At 62.4% G+C, this 14,782-nt stretch carries 14 protein-coding genes and 2 pseudogenes; 11 read left to right on the forward strand and 5 right to left on the reverse strand.

Annotated elements, in window-relative coordinates:
• Positions 1-8 precede the first annotated feature (8 nt).
• On the reverse strand, positions 9-494 hold the full coding sequence (locus NX05_RS04860; RefSeq protein WP_039432244.1) for a hypothetical protein: 486 nt from the start codon (positions 492-494) through the stop codon (positions 9-11).
• 527 nt (positions 495-1,021) lie between these two features.
• Here NX05_RS04860 and NX05_RS21805 point away from each other — a divergent pair.
• Together NX05_RS21805 and NX05_RS04865 are read left to right on the forward strand one after the other, a co-directional pair.
• Entirely contained in the window at positions 1,022-1,468 is a 447-nt protein-coding gene (locus NX05_RS21805; protein ID WP_230597580.1) for a hypothetical protein, read from the forward strand.
• Positions 1,468-2,388 carry a hypothetical protein gene (locus NX05_RS04865; protein ID WP_039432242.1) on the forward strand — a complete coding sequence of 307 codons (921 nt, stop codon included), beginning with the start codon at positions 1,468-1,470 and terminating at the stop codon, positions 2,386-2,388. Before NX05_RS21805 ends, NX05_RS04865 begins: the two co-directional genes overlap by 1 nt.
• 32 nt (positions 2,389-2,420) lie before the next feature.
• Here the strand turns inward: NX05_RS04865 and NX05_RS04870 are convergent, their stop codons facing one another.
• Together NX05_RS04870 and NX05_RS04875 are read right to left on the reverse strand one after the other, a co-directional pair.
• Entirely contained in the window at positions 2,421-3,920 is a 1,500-nt protein-coding gene (locus NX05_RS04870) for an ATP-binding protein (protein WP_010377830.1), read from the reverse strand.
• Complete coding sequence (locus NX05_RS04875; RefSeq protein WP_010365575.1) at positions 3,917-4,636, reverse strand: response regulator; 720 nt, start codon at positions 4,634-4,636, stop codon at positions 3,917-3,919. The genes NX05_RS04870 and NX05_RS04875 overlap by 4 nt, the downstream gene beginning before the upstream one ends.
• A gap of 138 nt (positions 4,637-4,774) precedes the next feature.
• On the opposite strand from NX05_RS04875, the gene NX05_RS04880 reads away from it, so the two are divergent.
• From NX05_RS04880 to NX05_RS04910, 7 genes are all read left to right on the forward strand, one after another.
• Positions 4,775-5,875 (forward strand): glycosyltransferase, encoded by a 1,101-nt coding sequence (locus NX05_RS04880; protein WP_039432239.1) that lies wholly within the window; start codon positions 4,775-4,777, stop codon positions 5,873-5,875.
• Between the two features lie 428 nt (positions 5,876-6,303).
• Positions 6,304-6,672 carry a hypothetical protein gene (locus NX05_RS24700; RefSeq protein WP_039438396.1) on the forward strand — a complete coding sequence of 123 codons (369 nt, stop codon included), beginning with the start codon at positions 6,304-6,306 and terminating at the stop codon, positions 6,670-6,672.
• A 327-nt stretch (positions 6,673-6,999) separates the two neighbouring features.
• A complete protein-coding gene (locus tag NX05_RS04890; protein ID WP_010365571.1) occupies positions 7,000-7,275 on the forward strand; it encodes a metal/formaldehyde-sensitive transcriptional repressor in 276 nt (91 codons plus the stop codon).
• Positions 7,276-7,339: 64 nt separating this feature from the next.
• On the forward strand, positions 7,340-8,449 hold the full coding sequence (locus NX05_RS04895) for an S-(hydroxymethyl)glutathione dehydrogenase/class III alcohol dehydrogenase (RefSeq protein ID WP_010365569.1): 1,110 nt from the start codon (positions 7,340-7,342) through the stop codon (positions 8,447-8,449).
• Between the two features lie 69 nt (positions 8,450-8,518).
• Positions 8,519-9,094, forward strand: coding sequence for an S-(hydroxymethyl)glutathione synthase (gene gfa, locus NX05_RS04900; protein ID WP_039432237.1), 576 nt, complete (start codon positions 8,519-8,521; stop codon positions 9,092-9,094).
• Between the two features lie 59 nt (positions 9,095-9,153).
• Positions 9,154-9,984, forward strand: coding sequence for an S-formylglutathione hydrolase (fghA, locus tag NX05_RS04905; RefSeq protein WP_010377839.1), 831 nt, complete (start codon positions 9,154-9,156; stop codon positions 9,982-9,984).
• 65 nt (positions 9,985-10,049) lie between these two features.
• Positions 10,050-10,382, forward strand: coding sequence for a DUF4386 family protein (locus NX05_RS04910; protein WP_080764492.1), 333 nt, complete (start codon positions 10,050-10,052; stop codon positions 10,380-10,382).
• Here NX05_RS04910 and NX05_RS04915 read toward each other — a convergent pair.
• Both NX05_RS04915 and NX05_RS23585 read right to left on the reverse strand, forming a co-directional pair.
• Entirely contained in the window at positions 10,379-10,717 is a 339-nt protein-coding gene (locus NX05_RS04915; RefSeq protein ID WP_039432235.1) for a hypothetical protein, read from the reverse strand. The genes NX05_RS04910 and NX05_RS04915 overlap by 4 nt on opposite strands.
• Positions 10,718-11,164: 447 nt before the next feature.
• Positions 11,165-12,128 (reverse strand): annotated as a pseudogene (locus tag NX05_RS23585) (DegV family protein).
• A 478-nt stretch (positions 12,129-12,606) separates the two neighbouring features.
• On the opposite strand from NX05_RS23585, the pseudogene NX05_RS21815 reads away from it, so the two are divergent.
• Positions 12,607-13,422, forward strand: a pseudogene (locus NX05_RS21815) (GH12 family glycosyl hydrolase domain-containing protein).
• Positions 13,423-13,794: 372 nt separating this feature from the next.
• Positions 13,795-14,586, forward strand: coding sequence for a GH12 family glycosyl hydrolase domain-containing protein (locus NX05_RS04945; RefSeq protein WP_407830366.1), 792 nt, complete (start codon positions 13,795-13,797; stop codon positions 14,584-14,586).
• Positions 14,587-14,782: the final 196 nt, after the last annotated feature.

Consider the following 14,782-nt stretch of genomic DNA (forward strand, 5'->3'; position numbering starts at 1 on the left):
ACCGGATGTCAGTGCTGGGGTCTGTTCGCGGTGGGCGGTTGAAGGCGGGTCGCCGCACAGGACTGCATCGCCTTTTCGTCTTCCTGGGTTTCGATGCGGATCTTGCGCATCGAGGCGAGAGTGTGTTGGATGCCGAACAGGGTCAGCAGACGGCAGGCCTGGCTGGCTGAAAGTTCCGCTTCGATATCGGTGTAAGTGAACGTCGTCACGCCGCTTGCGTTGAAACGCAGCGATTGAATGAAGCGCTTCCGCGAAGCCGGCGAAAGCAACGCAAGCGGGTTGGACGCATCCGCGTTCGCCAGGTAACGATCAAGTTGCTCGGTGGAACGAATGGGAGCCGTTGGCAACCGCGAAGCGTCTTGTGCATCGACGTGCTTTGCCGCTGCCGCTGGTGCTGCGTCGGTCGGACGTGCCATCGCGCAATCAAGAAATCCTGCCGACACCCAGGTCACCGCTGCCAGCAATGCTGCCAGCCTTTTCGATTCCGGTTTCATTGCGATCTCCTTGGAGGCTCTCTCCGAGCGGCGCGATGGGAGAATTCGGTGAGATTGCCAACGATGGATGTCAATTCTCAGTGATGGATGGTGGTCGACGGGGGGGAGCGATGGGGGAGTTCTGAGTCTGTGTTGCCCTTCTCTTTTTTCTGCTTTGCGTCGCGCCGAGCAGGTGTTGACGTTGAGTCGGTATCGATATAGAAAAACGCAACGGTAGGCAAGAGCGAGGAGGTGGCGATCATCCATCGACCAGGATGATCTGAGTGTGGCAGTACACAAGATTTTTTTGATTAGAGCGTTGCTGAAACCTCCACTTTAGGCTTGCTTCGAAAATTTCCAGTAGTAAAGCAAATACTTTGTTGTTCTCTAAATGAAGTAACACGTCTCACGAAAAAGGATCAATCATGAAGCTTGGAATGACGCATTGCGTTGCTGTTTTCTGCCTGGTGTCCGGTTTGTCGGTCAATGCGTCCGGGCGAGCTGAAGAAGTGTCGAGTAACACGGCCGCTGAGCAAGTTGCTGCATAGTTGGCTACCAATCAGGATGCACAGAAAGCATTGCGGTTGAGAACGGCTCAGATTCATTCTGCCGAAGGTCTCGCGCAATACCTGGTCAAAGCAGATGCCTCCAGTCCGATTAATTTGCTTTCCCCCGCTGCAAGGAAAAGGTTTGTCGAATCCTTGCGTTTCAACGCATCCGGTGTGACATCGTTTAGATACAGCGATATAGAAGCAGAGCTTTCGGCTAGTCAGGCGTATCGGCTACTGTCGCTGTTTGGGTTGGAAAGCAAGGTCTCCAGCATGCGAAAGATTCGCGTCGATTCCGAAGAAGACAGAGCCGTGAGTCGGGCCTATCCAGCGTCAACCTTCACTCCTGACCGGCGCCAAGGCGAAGATGATCATAAAGATTACGCGTGCATAGGCAATCATACTTGCGAGGAAAGCGTAGGTAAGATTTGCATGAGCGGGTGCTGATGCCATTGCTGCACCCAGCGGTTCGTTTCATCGGCGCTGCCCTGCTTGCCTTGGCAGCGCCGTTGGCCTGCGCGCAAGCGCACGACCGTTCGCTCTACGATGCACTCGCCGACCTGAACGTTGAACGCCTGCCTGGCGCCCAGCGCTCAGAGGCGGTCGTTTCTCTGTACGAACGCATGGTCGGCACCGCCGATCCCTGCGCTGCCGCCAAGCTGCCTTTTGACGAGGACGATCTGTTCCGGGCGACGGTGCTCGCCGAGGGCTATTCGTTCGACCCCCGGCATGTGCACAAACTGGGATGTCTCTATGCGCGCTTGCAGCGACAGGGGCGGGTAACCCGCTGGCACATCATTTCCTATGCCGATGCGTTGGCCTCGATCAGCCGGTTCGACGCGGCGAACCGGATACTGGCTGCGTTGCCGACGCGGCCTCTCGCACCGCTGCCCACGCTTGCATTCGAGCGACCGTTGGGATCGTCGCGACGCGTGATAGACATCGTCTCGCCGACCCAGGCTGTGGTGCGTGTGTTCGCGCTACACGATGACCGTCTGGCCATACTCGCGGTGGTCCATCCGGATTGCCATTTCGCGGCGAACGGGCCCAACGAGATCGTGAGCAGCGAGGACGACCGCTGGCTACGCGAGCGGCTCGTGCTGCTGGTCGCACCGGGCGCTAGCCCGCCCATCGACGGCATCGCGCAATGGAATCGCCGCCAGCCCATGCTGCCGATGCACCTGATGTATCAGCGCAGCGACTGGGCTTTCCTGCACAGCATCGCTACGCCGACGTTCTATTTGGTGCGTGGCAGCACCATCCTCGAGACGTTCGCGGGCTGGCCCAATTCCGATGGACTGGCCAGGATGAAGGCGGCGTTGCAGCGGGAAAGCGCGGCAGGACACGGCAGTCGACAACGGCGCTAGTCAGATCAGTCTCGTGTGTCTTACGTGTAAATTCATGTGCTCGGCTGGCAAGGCAGTGTCACGCACACCCGCAGGCCGCTTTCGGGACGGTTGTTCAGCTCGATTTCGCCGCCGTGTGCCAGCACGATGCTGTGCGCCACCGACAAGCCCAGTCCGATGCCGCCGGTGTCGCGATTGCGCGAGGACTCGCCACGCACAAACGGCAGCAACAGCTGTTCGCGTTGGGTGGGATCGATGCCGGGACCATCGTCGTCGATCCACAACACGCCGTCTTCGCCCTCGCGATGCAGTTGCAGGCGGGCGCGCTTGCCGTATTTCAAGGCGTTTTCGAGCAGGTTCATGACTGCACGGCGCAATGCCAGCGGGTCGCCGTCCAGGGTGATTTCCGGGCCAGGCAGCAGCTCGGCATCGGCGCCAATATCGGTGGCGTTGTCAACCACGCTCTCCACCAGCAAGCGCAGATCCAGCCGCGCGCGTTCGCCGCGATGCCGATCGTTCTGGATGAAGTCCAGCGCTGCGGAAATCATCGCCTTCATTTCGTCGATATCGGCCAGCGCCTTTTCGCGCAGCGTTGGCTGCAGGCCGTCCAGACGGAACGACAGCCGCGCCAGCGGCGTGCGCAGGTCGTGCGCGATCGCCGCGACCATATGCGTGCGTTCGTTGATCAGGCGGTTCAGGCGCGCCTGCATCGCGTTAAACGAATCGGCTGCGCGCACAATTTCCGGCGGGCCGCTACGTTGCAGCGCGGCGGCATCGGGATTACGGCCCAGGCGGTCGGCGGCTTCGGCAAAGCGCTTGATCGGTGCCGACAGTGCCCGCGAAAACCACCATGCCAACGGCACGTTGGCCAGCAGGCCGGCCAGAAACAGCAGCACGACATGGGTCTCGAACTCGCCCGAGAGGCCTCGACGTGGCGATTCCACCGTGCGCCACCTGCCGTCGGGCTGTTGCAGGGCGGCGGTGAAGCCGTCCAGTAGCGGGACGCCGGGGGTCAGCCGCTCGCTTTCCCATGCGCCGGGCATTTCATCCGGACGTAGCCCGGTGCCGGACAGTGCACCGGGCTGGCCGTCGCGCGGCCAGTCGTCCGGAAAGGGGGGCAGTGGTTGCGCACCAGGGCGTTCGTCAGCAACACCACCGGCATCGGCTGGGTGCTCCTGGGTGGACCACCGCTTCGCCGGGAGCATGTCCGGCTGCGGTGCTTCGCGATCGTTGGCGTAGCGATAGAACCGCACCTGCGCTTCGGGCACATCCAGCCAATGGGCAAGTAGCACTTCGGCGAACGGGTCGCGCACCTGGCCTATTGGCGGCATGGGCGCCTGCGCCGCTTCATGCACTTTCAGGGTCTGGGTGCCGGCCGGCATGCGGGTGGAGAGCAGCGCCACCACTTCCGGCGGATGCACCGGCGGCTCATAGACGGGGGTGCGCATCACCAGCAGGGCGATGCCCACCGCCTGGGCGGTGAGCAGGGCCACCGCCAACAACACAAAAGTCCGGGCAAAGATCGACAGCCCGCGACGTGCCGGTTTGCTCACAAGCGCGAGACGCCCGGCAGCAGCATGTAACCTTCGTTGCGTACGGTGCGAATCAACTCGGTATGGACGCGCTCATTGATCTTGCGACGCAGGCGGCTGATCTGGCTGTCGATGGCGCGGTCGTAGACGTCGGTGTCGCGGCCGCGGGCGTAGTCCAGCAGCTGGTCGCGGCTGAGCACGCGCTGCGGGTGTTCGACGAAGGTACGCAGCAACGCGAACTCGCCATCGGACAGATTGATGAAGATGCCGGTGGGGTCGCGCAGGTCGCGGCGCACCACATCCAGCCGCCAGCCGGCGAATTCGTAGACATTGCCGCGCTGATCGGCCTGCTCGTTGCTGGCCTGGCTGCGCCGCAACAGGGCGCGCACACGGGCCAGCAATTCGCGTGGATTGCAGGGCTTGGCCAGGTAATCGTCGGCGCCGACTTCCAGGCCGATGATGCGGTCGGTGTCGTTGCCCAGGGCGCTGAGCATGATGACCGCAGGTGAACCGCGCTCGCTGGCCAGGGCACGCGCGGCGCTCAGCCCATCTTCTCCCGGCATCATCACGTCGAGTACGATGAGGTCCGGGCGGCGCTGCGCCATGGCGGTGCGCATCTCTGCCACGTTTTCAGCCATATCCACCTGGTAGCCGTGCGCGCTCAGAAATTCGCCGATCAGCTTGCGCAGGTCCGGGTCGTCGTCTACCACGAGAACGCAGGGTTGTTGCAGGTCCATGGGGGTCATCGTCTGTGGCGCGGAGGTTGGCCCGCGCAAGGTGGTGGCTGCCGTAGACATGGTGCTGGCAATTGCAAGGCTGGAAGCACGCATCATAATGATCGAATTTGTCAACCATTGGCACACGTGTAACGCACCATGACAGAACTGGACATCGCGCAGGAATCTATGGCATCGACACTATGCCGCTGTACTGGCGCGTGCGCGCATGACAAGGCGTTTCCGATGATGCGGGTGATCAGTCGCGACAATGGCGTTGGCCTGACCCGCGACATGGTGCTGATGGCCGAAACACTGCGCGCCGGCGGGGTGCCGGTGCAGGAAGTAGGATTCACCAGCCAGCGCCTGCACGACACCGGTCGCGAGGCGCGCCTTTGGGCCAGCCGCGTGCTATTCGGGCGGGTGCCGCTACAGATCTTTTCCGAACGCGTGTACAAGCGCTGCCTGCTGCTAGGGCAGATCAACCTGCTGGTGCCTAATCCGGAATGGCTGCTGCCCAAGTGGCTGCCATTGCTGCCGCGCTTCGATGCGGTGTTGTGCAAGACCCACCATGCCGAGCGGATCTTCCGCAGCTTGGGGTGTGCCACACGCTTTATCGGCTTCACCAGCCCGGATCGGTACGACGCGCGCGTGTTTCGTCAGCGCGCTTTCTTCCACCTGGCCGGGCGCAGTACCGCCAAGGGGACGCGCGTGCTGCTGGAGACCTGGCAGCGGCATCCGGAGTGGCCGCTGCTGACGGTGGTGCAGAACCCGCGCACCGCCGGCAAGCCGGTGGTGGCGCCCAATATCGACCACCGCGTGGGATACCTGGACGATGCCGAACTGCGCCGCATGCAAAACGCGCATCTGTTCCATCTGTGCCCCTCCGAGGCCGAGGGGTTTGGCCATTACTTGATGGAAGCGCTGAGCGTTGGCGCGGTGACACTGGCCACCGACGGCGAGCCGATGAACGAGCTGATCAGGCCAGAACATGGTGTATTGATTCCGGTGGCCGAGGTGCGTCAGCGCCGTCTGGCATCGTATTACTACGCAGACGCGGCGGGCATTGCGCAGGCAGTAGAAACCGCCCTGGCATTGCCGCAGGCGCAGCTGGATCAGTTGTCGGCCAACGCACGCGCGTTCTACCAGGCCAACGACGCGGCATTTGCCGCGCGCTTTCGCAATGCAGTCCTGGCGTCGCTGCCGGAGCATGCAGTGGATCCTGTGGCTATCGTGGCGCCGGCTGCTGTCGAAAACTGACGGCGTCACCGTCATCACTGCCAGACCTGCTGCATCTTCCAGCGCGTAAGCCGAAGACGGTGTTGTTCGCACGGTGCATCGCCCTGCGGATGCCGGCAAGCGCAAATAGACGCCGGCACGCGGGGCGCGGCGGCAAATGCATAGCACAGTCAGCTGCAAATCTTCCCTGACGAGCGCGGCACAGCCCGCGTCCGCCATCTGCATGCCGTGCGCAGATGCGTCATCTAGCCAGGGAAATTTACGATAGCCCACACACGGCCACACGTTGCCGTTATCACTGCAGTCCTCGCAGCGCTCAGCTGGGGAGGTTGTGCGAACTTTTGTCGTGCTACGCATGATGCGCCTCGTCCATACGCGCATCGTGAGCCGCCACCGCCACCGCCACCGCCACCGCCATCGAGTGCAAGAACAATCGATGCATTAGGGGCTTGTGCGCCAGAACATGGTTTGGTCCCAACCCCGCCGACGTCGCGCACCGCGCTGCGCCGGAGCGGCTGGACCGGTCAGCCTTCGACGGCTGCCTTGTATACAACGGCGTAGCGCCGCCGCCGCCGCCACCGCCAGGTGCGGATAGGGACGCATTCGACGCACCCGATGCAGCAGACGGACCACCGGGTGCTCCGCCTTACGATTCGGAATTCGACGCAGCGCTGCAGGCATGCGCCACCGCGGAAGGTGTCGCAGCGCCGATGCCGGAGCTGCCGCCCGACGTGCTGGCGGAATCTCTGGATGCTGCAGGATTTGAGCCGCCACCGCCACCGCCACCGCCACCGCCACCGCCACCGCCACCGCGCTGATGCGGATATGCGACGTCAGCGGCCGGCAGCCGTAGGACTGTCGAAGGATCAGACGCTGCGGCAATGGCCCATAACCACAGAGTTCGGTGCGCACCCCGCCTGCATGCAGGGTGCGACTCACCGGGCACATCTGCGCAATGCGCGTGCCGCACTGGGGCTAACAGTCGCCTCGCTGGTCTTGTTCCGTCAGCGCGCAGTGACCGCAGCGCCCGTCCACCAAAGAACGGCGGTGATCGCGCTCGCCACGATGACGGCCAGCAAGCGGCCAGTCATAGCTTTTTCCGAAGCAGTCCATATACTGCTCCCCAGTATTTTGCCGGAGCCGCCATGCCGCATTCGCCGCACGAGAAAAAGCGAGCGCTAGCACGCGTGCGCCGTCTGCGCGGGCAATGCGACGCGGTTGAGCGGGCGCTGCAGGCGGGCGCAGACTGCGCGCCTGTCTTGCAGCAGATCGCCGCGATCCGGGGTGCCGTGAACGGGCTGATGTCCCAGGTGCTTGAAGCGCACATCCGCGAAGATTTTGGGCATGCCGCCGCATCCGACGCGCAACGCGCCGAGCGGGTACAGGAGCTGCTCGGCTTGGTCCGGTCCTACCTCAAATAGAACGCCCACCGGGTCGGTGCTTGCCGTGCCCTTCCTTGAACCTCATCGTCAGGAGCGTCATCTAATGAAATCCCGCGCAGCAGTTGCATTCGGACCCGGTAAGCCGCTGGAAATCGTCGAAATCGACGTCGCACCGCCGAAAGCCGGCGAAGTGCTGGTCCGCATCACGCACACTGGCGTGTGCCATACCGATGCTTTCACGCTGTCCGGCGATGACCCGGAAGGCATTTTCCCGTCGGTGCTCGGGCACGAAGGCGGCGGTATCGTCGAACAGGTCGGCGAAGGCGTGACCAGCGTCAAGGTGGGCGATCACGTGATCCCGCTGTACACGGCCGAATGCCGCCAGTGCAAATTCTGTCTGTCCGGCAAGACCAACCTGTGCCAGGCCGTGCGTGCCACCCAGGGCAAGGGTCTGATGCCCGACGGCACCACGCGCTTTTCGTACAACGGTGAGCCGATCTATCACTACATGGGCTGCAGCACGTTCAGCGAATACACCGTCGTGCCGGAGATTTCGCTGGCCGTGGTCAACCCGGAGGCGCCGCTGGAGAAGGTCTGCCTGCTTGGCTGCGGCGTCACCACCGGTATCGGCGCGGTGCACAACACCGCCAAGGTCAAGCCGGGCGAGAGCGTGGCGGTGTTCGGCCTGGGCGGCATCGGCCTTGCAGTGATTCAGGGCGCGGTGCAGGCCAAGGCCGGGCGCATCCTGGCCATCGACACCAACCCGGGCAAGTTCGACCTGGCGCGCAGCATGGGCGCCACCGATTGCATCAATCCGAAGGACTACGACAAGCCGATCCAGGAGGTCATCGTCGAGTTGACCGATGGCGGCGTGGACTTCAGCTTCGAGTGCATCGGCAACGTCAACGTGATGCGTTCGGCGCTGGAGTGCTGCCACAAGGGCTGGGGCGAGAGCGTCATTATCGGCGTGGCCGGCGCGGGCCAGGAAATCAGCACACGTCCGTTCCAACTGGTGACTGGGCGCGTGTGGCGCGGCTCGGCCTTCGGTGGTGTCAAGGGACGTACTCAATTGCCGGGCATGGTGGAGCAATCGATGAAGGGCGAGATCGACCTGGATCCGTTCATCACCCACACCATGCCGTTGGAAGAGATCAACGAAGCCTTCCACCTAATGCACGAAGGCAAGTCGATCCGCACCGTGATCCATTTCTGACCGTACGGCCAGGATCGGCGCGCGGCCGCTTCCGCGCACGTAGTACCCGAGACTCCGGGGAGGGGCGTAATGACGAATGTGTCGATTCATCCTTCCGTAGATGGCGGTGTTGCGCGAGGCGGCGCAGAAGGTTTTCAAGGCGGCACGCTTGAATGCCACTGCGCCAGTAACAAGGCGACCGTGGACCTGTCTGCGCAGACCGCGCACAACCACGCCTGCGGTTGCAGTGAATGCTGGAAGCCCGACGGCGCGAAGTTCTCTGTGGTGGCCGTGGTGCCGCGAGATAGCGTCAAAGTGACGGCGCACGAAGAGAAGCTGGAGATCGTCGATGAAAGCGCGACGATTCAGCGTCACGCGTGCACCGGTTGCGGCGTGCATCTGTATGGCCGGATCGAGAACAAGGACCATGCGTTCTATGGTCTGGATTTCGTGCACACCGGGTTGTCGAAGCAACAGGGCTGGTCGGCGCCCGGTTTTGCAGCGTTCGTGTCATCCATCACCGAAACCGGCACGCAGCCGGAGCAGATGGATGGGGTGCGTGCGCGCCTGAGCGAACTTGGGTTGTCGCCGTACGACTGCCTGTCGCCGGCGTTGATGGGTGCCCTGTCTGCACATGGAGCGCGCAAGAAGGGTCTGTTGCATTGATGGTCCAACCCTGAAGCCGGCGAGCCGGCTGCAGGGTTTTCTCTTCGTAAGGAATCTTCATGGAACGTATCGAACACCGTGCCTGTTTTGGCGGTTGGCAGGATGTCTATCGGCATCAGTCGCAGACCTTGAACTGCAGCATGCAGGTGGGCGTGTACCTGCCGCCGCAAGCCGCCGACGGCCCGTTGCCGGTGCTGTACTGGCTGAGCGGTTTGACCTGCACCGAACAAAATTTCATCAGCAAGGCCGGCGCGCAACGCTACGCCGCCGAGCATGGCGTGATCCTGGTGGCGCCGGACACCAGCCCGCGTGGCGACGATGTGGCGGATGCGGACGGCTACGATATCGGCAAGGGTGCTGGCTTTTACGTCAATGCCACGCAAGCACCGTGGGCAGCGCATTACCGCATGTACGACTACGTGGTGAACGAATTACCGGCGTTGATCGAAGCAAACTTCGCCACCACTGGCGTGCGTGCGATCAGCGGCCACTCGATGGGCGGGCATGGCGCCTTGACCATTGCATTGAAAAACCCGGGGCGCTATCGCAGTGTGTCGGCGTTTTCGCCGATCGTAGCGCCCAGCCAGGTGCCATGGGGAGAGAAAGCATTTGGCCAGTATCTGGGCGACGATCGCGCCACGTGGAAAGCCTACGATGCTACGGCCTTGATCGCTGAAGCTCAGGAGCGTCTGCCGCTGTTGATCGATCAAGGCGATGCCGACGAATTTCTTCAAAACCAGCTGAAAACAGCGCTATTTGAAGATGCCGCCAAGACCGCGGGCTACCCGGTGACAGTGCGGCTGCAGCCCGGCTACGACCACAGCTATTACTTCATCTCAAGCTTTATCGGCGAGCACATTGCATATCATGCTGCGGCGTTGCGTGGGTGAGCGCGGGGCGATTGTGTATGTGGGATGGGTGCGCAGGGCGACTGATAGCTGCGTGACGTGGAGGCATGTTCGCACTGGCATCGATCGCCTTGCTGGTCCACGGCATTGCGTGCAATAGCGCGCTGATCTTTTTTGGCGCCGCCTGCCTGGTCAGCGGCAGCTTGATCTATCGCTCCACTTACCTGCCGCGCGCGTTGGGTATGCTGATGCTGTTGGCGTGCATCAGCTATCGCATCACCGCATTTGCCGAACTGTCGGCGTCGGAACTTGCTGCAACGATTACCCCGGGCATCCTGTTGTCAGTGCTCGTTGGCGAAACAGCCCTGTGCCTGTGGCTGCTGCTCAACGGCGTCAATCGCGCGCACTGGGATGCCCGGGTTTCAGAATCTTCGGCTTAACGGACGTCGCGCATTTCCCAGTGCGAGCCGGCTAGCGCCTGCATGCGCTGTTTGAAAAGGTCACCGGGAATGCTGGTGGTGGCAACCAGGTCGATGCGCAGGTCGTGCTGTTTGCCAGTCACCGTCGCTGCCGGGTCTGTGATGCCCAGGCTGGGATCCACCTCGTCCGGGTCGGGCTGCAGCTGACGCCAACGATCGAACCAGGCCGCATCGCGCAGCGCCGCCTGCAACTGTTCGGCGAACGCCTCGGCGCCATTGGCGGTAAAGCTCACCGAGGGCGCGCTACCGCGAGCGAGCTTGGGATCGGGCAGGCTGATCGAATAGCTGACAGGCATATGCAAACCTCAGATGGATGACGCCGGCACGTTAGTGCAGCGTAGGTGAGCATTCCGTCGACAGGCGGGCAGGGTATAGCCGCGAAGGAACCCTCTCGGCGTTGTCTAAACGACTGGATGCCGGTGCTTGAGTGAACGCTCAATGGTTGCGCGAATACCAACGGTGTTAGGTAGGCTGGTGTTGAGCTACCCAGTTTCGATCTTCAACCGGTCAGTGTCGTTACGACTCGGTAGCGTGCTACCTGCCGCCGGGGTACAACACCCAGTTGGCGAGCTGCTGGCCTGGGGGGCTTTGTTGCAGACTCCTCGCCGACCCACATCGCGAAACCCGCTGCAAGTACGTCCTTGTCCGTTCTTGCGCGACGGTAGGCGGGCGATGACCCCTGGAGACGGCCAGTGCGCGAGGTTTCAGCTCGTAATAAGCTGAGTTCCAGGCGGTGGTGAGGATCAACCGCTAGCCCACGCCTCAGGCCGAAGCGTGTGTGGTTCGGCGGCAAATGCGACTGCCAGCGCGCCTCTGCCGACGTTGACCATGCCGGTCAGGCTCATCACGCTTTCGAACAATTCCACGCCGCGGGTTTGGCAGGCGCTTTGCAGTGCGGCGTAGCCGGGCAGGGCGTGCCGTTCGGCGAGTTCGCCGCCGTAGCCCACGCACACCGTTGGGGTCATCAACCCCTCGCGGATCTTGCGCACGGTGAAGCCGAACAACGTCTCCGCTGAGGGCTCGAAGCCTTTGAGCTTGGCCACCGGCTCGGTGACGCCGCGGTAGGCGCGCTGCACCGGTTAGATGTCCAGCGCGCTCCCCAGCGCAGCGCAGATCAGGCCGGCGCTACGATCGCCCTTGGTGCGCGCGCGTGCGCGCAGGTAGTAGAGATCGCGCGGAATCATGTAGCCGTAGGTGTGCTCGGCCAGATGTTCCAGGCGGGTGCGGATGGTTGCCACGCTCTGGCCCTGGTCGCGCAGGAACACTGCTTCTACGGCGGTGATGCCCTGGCCGGCGAACAGGTTGAGCGTGTCGATCACCCGTAACGCAAACGGCGAGGTGTGGCCGGCGGCCTGTCGGATCGGCTTGGACTCGTTGAGGATCGCGAAGCTGGTCTGCATCGCGTTGTCGAAGATCTGGCTGCGCAGTTTGGAAATGGTCAAACAAAATACATGGTCGTAGTCGATGACCAGTTGTTTGCAGAAACAGATCGCGGATCTGGTTGACCGAAAACGGTGTGGTTTCCGCTTCGTGTCCACGCTCGGCCACATGCGCCTGCAGAAAGCTCAGCGTGGCTTCTTCGTCGCGGTGATCGGCCAGCACGGCCTCGCCGATGCGCACGCTGATCGGCAGCACAATGACATTATTACGTTGGATGAAGTCCTGCGGCAGGTCGCACGCACTGTCCACTACGATTCCGATACGCACCGTCACCCCCTCCGCCTGTTGCGTTGTCTGTAGTGCGAACGCTATCCCAAACGCTCCTGTGCGTAGACCTGACATGGAGGTTCGTGGCGTGTATCGCGTGGATGGCCGCGGGGTCGGCGCACGTAGGTTTAGGCGTCACTACACCACTGCGCCGGGATAGGCATTTCACGGACAACTGGCACCGCGTCGGCATGCCGAGATGTGGCCGATGCGCATATGGCTGTGCACCGTTGGCCACCTTGGTGCGCCCTTGTCCTGACGCGACACGTGCCGCCGCGCGCTGTCCTGGTCGCTAACTGATAGCCAGCGCACGCTCCGAGTGCAAGGTAGCGCCCGTTATCGCGCTTGGGGGGCTAGGGCTGCCGGAATCGCTAGCTCCCCTCGCGACGCCACTGCTAGGATTTAAGCCCGATCGCCGCACGACAGATCTCGACGGCGCCGCACAGTGCCGCCGTGCTGGATCATACGAAGCGTCAACATGCACAACCGCCCACCCAGCTCCCTTCCTCACACCGACGCCCGGGCGCCGACCACGCGGCGGCGCGCAGCAAGCTGGTGGACCGCAGCGCTGGCCTTCGGTCTGGCAGCACTCGTCCCCATGGCGCTTGCCGGCCCGTACAAGATCTTCGGCAACCACTATGCGTGGGTGAACAATTTCAACGATCCCAACAACATCATCTAGGGCACGTTCGGCACCGGCAGTACGCCCGAGCTGACCGTCACCTTCAACTTCGCCGACTACAACTTGTATGGCTACCCGGCGATCGTGCGCGGCTGGCATTACAACTGGAATCCGACCAGCGACACGCTGTTTCCCAAGCAGATCTCGTCGATCAGCGCGTTGCCGTTCAAATTCAACTACAGCGCAGGCGGCACCAATCTGGCCGGCGATTTCGCTTACGACATCTTCTTCCGCTGGGATACCGCCAAGGGCAACCCGCAGCTGGAAGTGATGATCTGGGGCAACCACAACTCCTGGCCGATCGGCACTGTCACTGCGACGAAGGTCTTCACCGCTGGCGGGCGCACTTTCGACCTGTGGGAAGGCTTCAATTCCGGCGCCGGCTATTACGTCTACACCTTCATCCCGACTGGCACCGCCGGCCAGCCGACGCTCAAGACCAGCGGCAGCCTCAACGTGGATGCCAAGCCGTTTCTGACCTGGCTGCAAAACAATCGCTCCAAGGATGGCCGCTACAACAACAGCATGTACCTCCATGCGGCCTGGGCGGGATTTGAGGTGGTGCGCGGCAATGGGTGGGCCAAGGTCAGTGCGACCATGGATGCGAAGTAAGTGCAGCTGTTGCTGTTGTGCATGCGGCCAGCACCGGCTGGCAGGCACATGGTTTGCCAGGGATGGGTATGCCGCAACCTGCGCGCTGCCTGTTGCTGTTCGATAGCTAATCTCTGCGCAGCTCACTGCGCCCACGACAACGAAGTGGCAAGATGTGCGTCGCCTGTAGCGTGGCATCGCACATCGGATGAGGCCACGGTGACCGGTCTGCATGGATGACATGTCTGCGCGCCGTCAGTGCGCAGACATTCGGTAGGTGACGCAAAGCCGTCGTCGTGCCGGATGCGAGAGGTTCGTTCGTCTACTGTTCGGCGTCATGCCGCTGCCGGTGGGCGTGCTTGGTCCATCCATCTTCGGAGTACATCCATGTACATGCATAGCCGTTCTCACTCGCCGCTGTTCGCCCGTTGTGGTCGGTTGCCGCGTGCCGCTGCGCTGGGCTTGCTGCTGGTCGCGACCAGCGCCAGTGCCTACACCGGCCAGACCAAGGTCTATGGCACGCAGTACGCGTTCAACAACAATTTCAACGACGCCAACAACAACATCCAGGCCACCTTCGGCAGCGGTAGCACGCCGAGCCTGACCATTTCCTACAACCTGCCTAGCGGTAACCTGTATGGGTACCCGGCGATCTGCCGCGGTTGGCACTACACGATGAATCCGGCTCCCGATAGCTACTTTCCGCATCAGGTGTCCAAGATCGGCAGCTTACGTGGGACGTTGGCATTCACCACCAAGGGCAGCGGGCAGACCGGCGATTTCGCCTACGACCTGTTCTTTCGCACGGACGCCAGCAAGGGCAACCCGCAACCGGAAGTGATGATCTGGGGCGCCAACAATTCGTATCCGCTTGGCACCCTGACGACCGCCAACGCCATTACCTCCGGCGGCGTGACCTACGATTTGTGGGAGGGCGATAACTCCGCTGCCGGCTATTATGTGTACACCTTCATTCCGCATGGCAGCGCGGGCAACAGCAATGCACTGCCGGCCAAGGGCAATGTCAAGGTCGATGTCAAAGCGTTTCTGACCAAGTTGCAGGCGTTGCGCGGCGGCGATGGCCGCTACAACAGCAGTTTGTATCTGCAGGTGGTGGAGGCCGGCTTCGAAATCACCGGTGGGATGGGCACGGTGTCGTTGACTGGATCGATCGCGGCCAAGTGAGTGCGGCGATTGTCGCGTCGTCAGCTGCAATGGTGCGCAGTTGGCGCGCGTCGGGTGCCGGGTGCAAGCTAAGGATGGTCTGATCAACGCGACCGGAAAACGAAGCAACCGCATCCGCCGCGCTGAGGGCGCTCAAATCGCCGATTTTTTGCCGGTTTCGGCCGTTTGCGGGGTGTTGCCTGGGTTACAGGCACAG

Origin of the sequence: Xanthomonas vasicola (assembly GCF_000772705.2) — a bacterium.
Taxonomy (GTDB): Bacteria; Pseudomonadota; Gammaproteobacteria; order Xanthomonadales; family Xanthomonadaceae; genus Xanthomonas; species Xanthomonas vasicola.

Excerpts from the sequence above, each read along its gene's own strand:
- fghA (WP_010377839.1), top strand. The coding sequence starts at position 9,154 with ATGGAACGTATCGAACACCGTGCCTGTTTTGGCGGTTGGCAGGATGTC.
- NX05_RS04910 (WP_080764492.1), top strand. The coding sequence starts at position 10,050 with ATGTTCGCACTGGCATCGATCGCCTTGCTGGTCCACGGCATTGCGTGC.
- NX05_RS04865 (WP_039432242.1), top strand. The coding sequence starts at position 1,468 with ATGCCATTGCTGCACCCAGCGGTTCGTTTCATCGGCGCTGCCCTGCTT.
- NX05_RS04915 (WP_039432235.1), bottom strand. The coding sequence starts at position 10,717 with ATGCCTGTCAGCTATTCGATCAGCCTGCCCGATCCCAAGCTCGCTCGC.
- NX05_RS04945 (WP_407830366.1), top strand. The coding sequence starts at position 13,795 with ATGCATAGCCGTTCTCACTCGCCGCTGTTCGCCCGTTGTGGTCGGTTG.
- NX05_RS04890 (WP_010365571.1), top strand. The coding sequence starts at position 7,000 with ATGCCGCATTCGCCGCACGAGAAAAAGCGAGCGCTAGCACGCGTGCGC.
- NX05_RS04875 (WP_010365575.1), bottom strand. The coding sequence starts at position 4,636 with ATGGACCTGCAACAACCCTGCGTTCTCGTGGTAGACGACGACCCGGAC.
- gfa (WP_039432237.1), top strand. The coding sequence starts at position 8,519 with ATGACGAATGTGTCGATTCATCCTTCCGTAGATGGCGGTGTTGCGCGA.
- NX05_RS04860 (WP_039432244.1), bottom strand. The coding sequence starts at position 494 with ATGAAACCGGAATCGAAAAGGCTGGCAGCATTGCTGGCAGCGGTGACC.
- NX05_RS04880 (WP_039432239.1), top strand. The coding sequence starts at position 4,775 with ATGACAGAACTGGACATCGCGCAGGAATCTATGGCATCGACACTATGC.
- NX05_RS04895 (WP_010365569.1), top strand. The coding sequence starts at position 7,340 with ATGAAATCCCGCGCAGCAGTTGCATTCGGACCCGGTAAGCCGCTGGAA.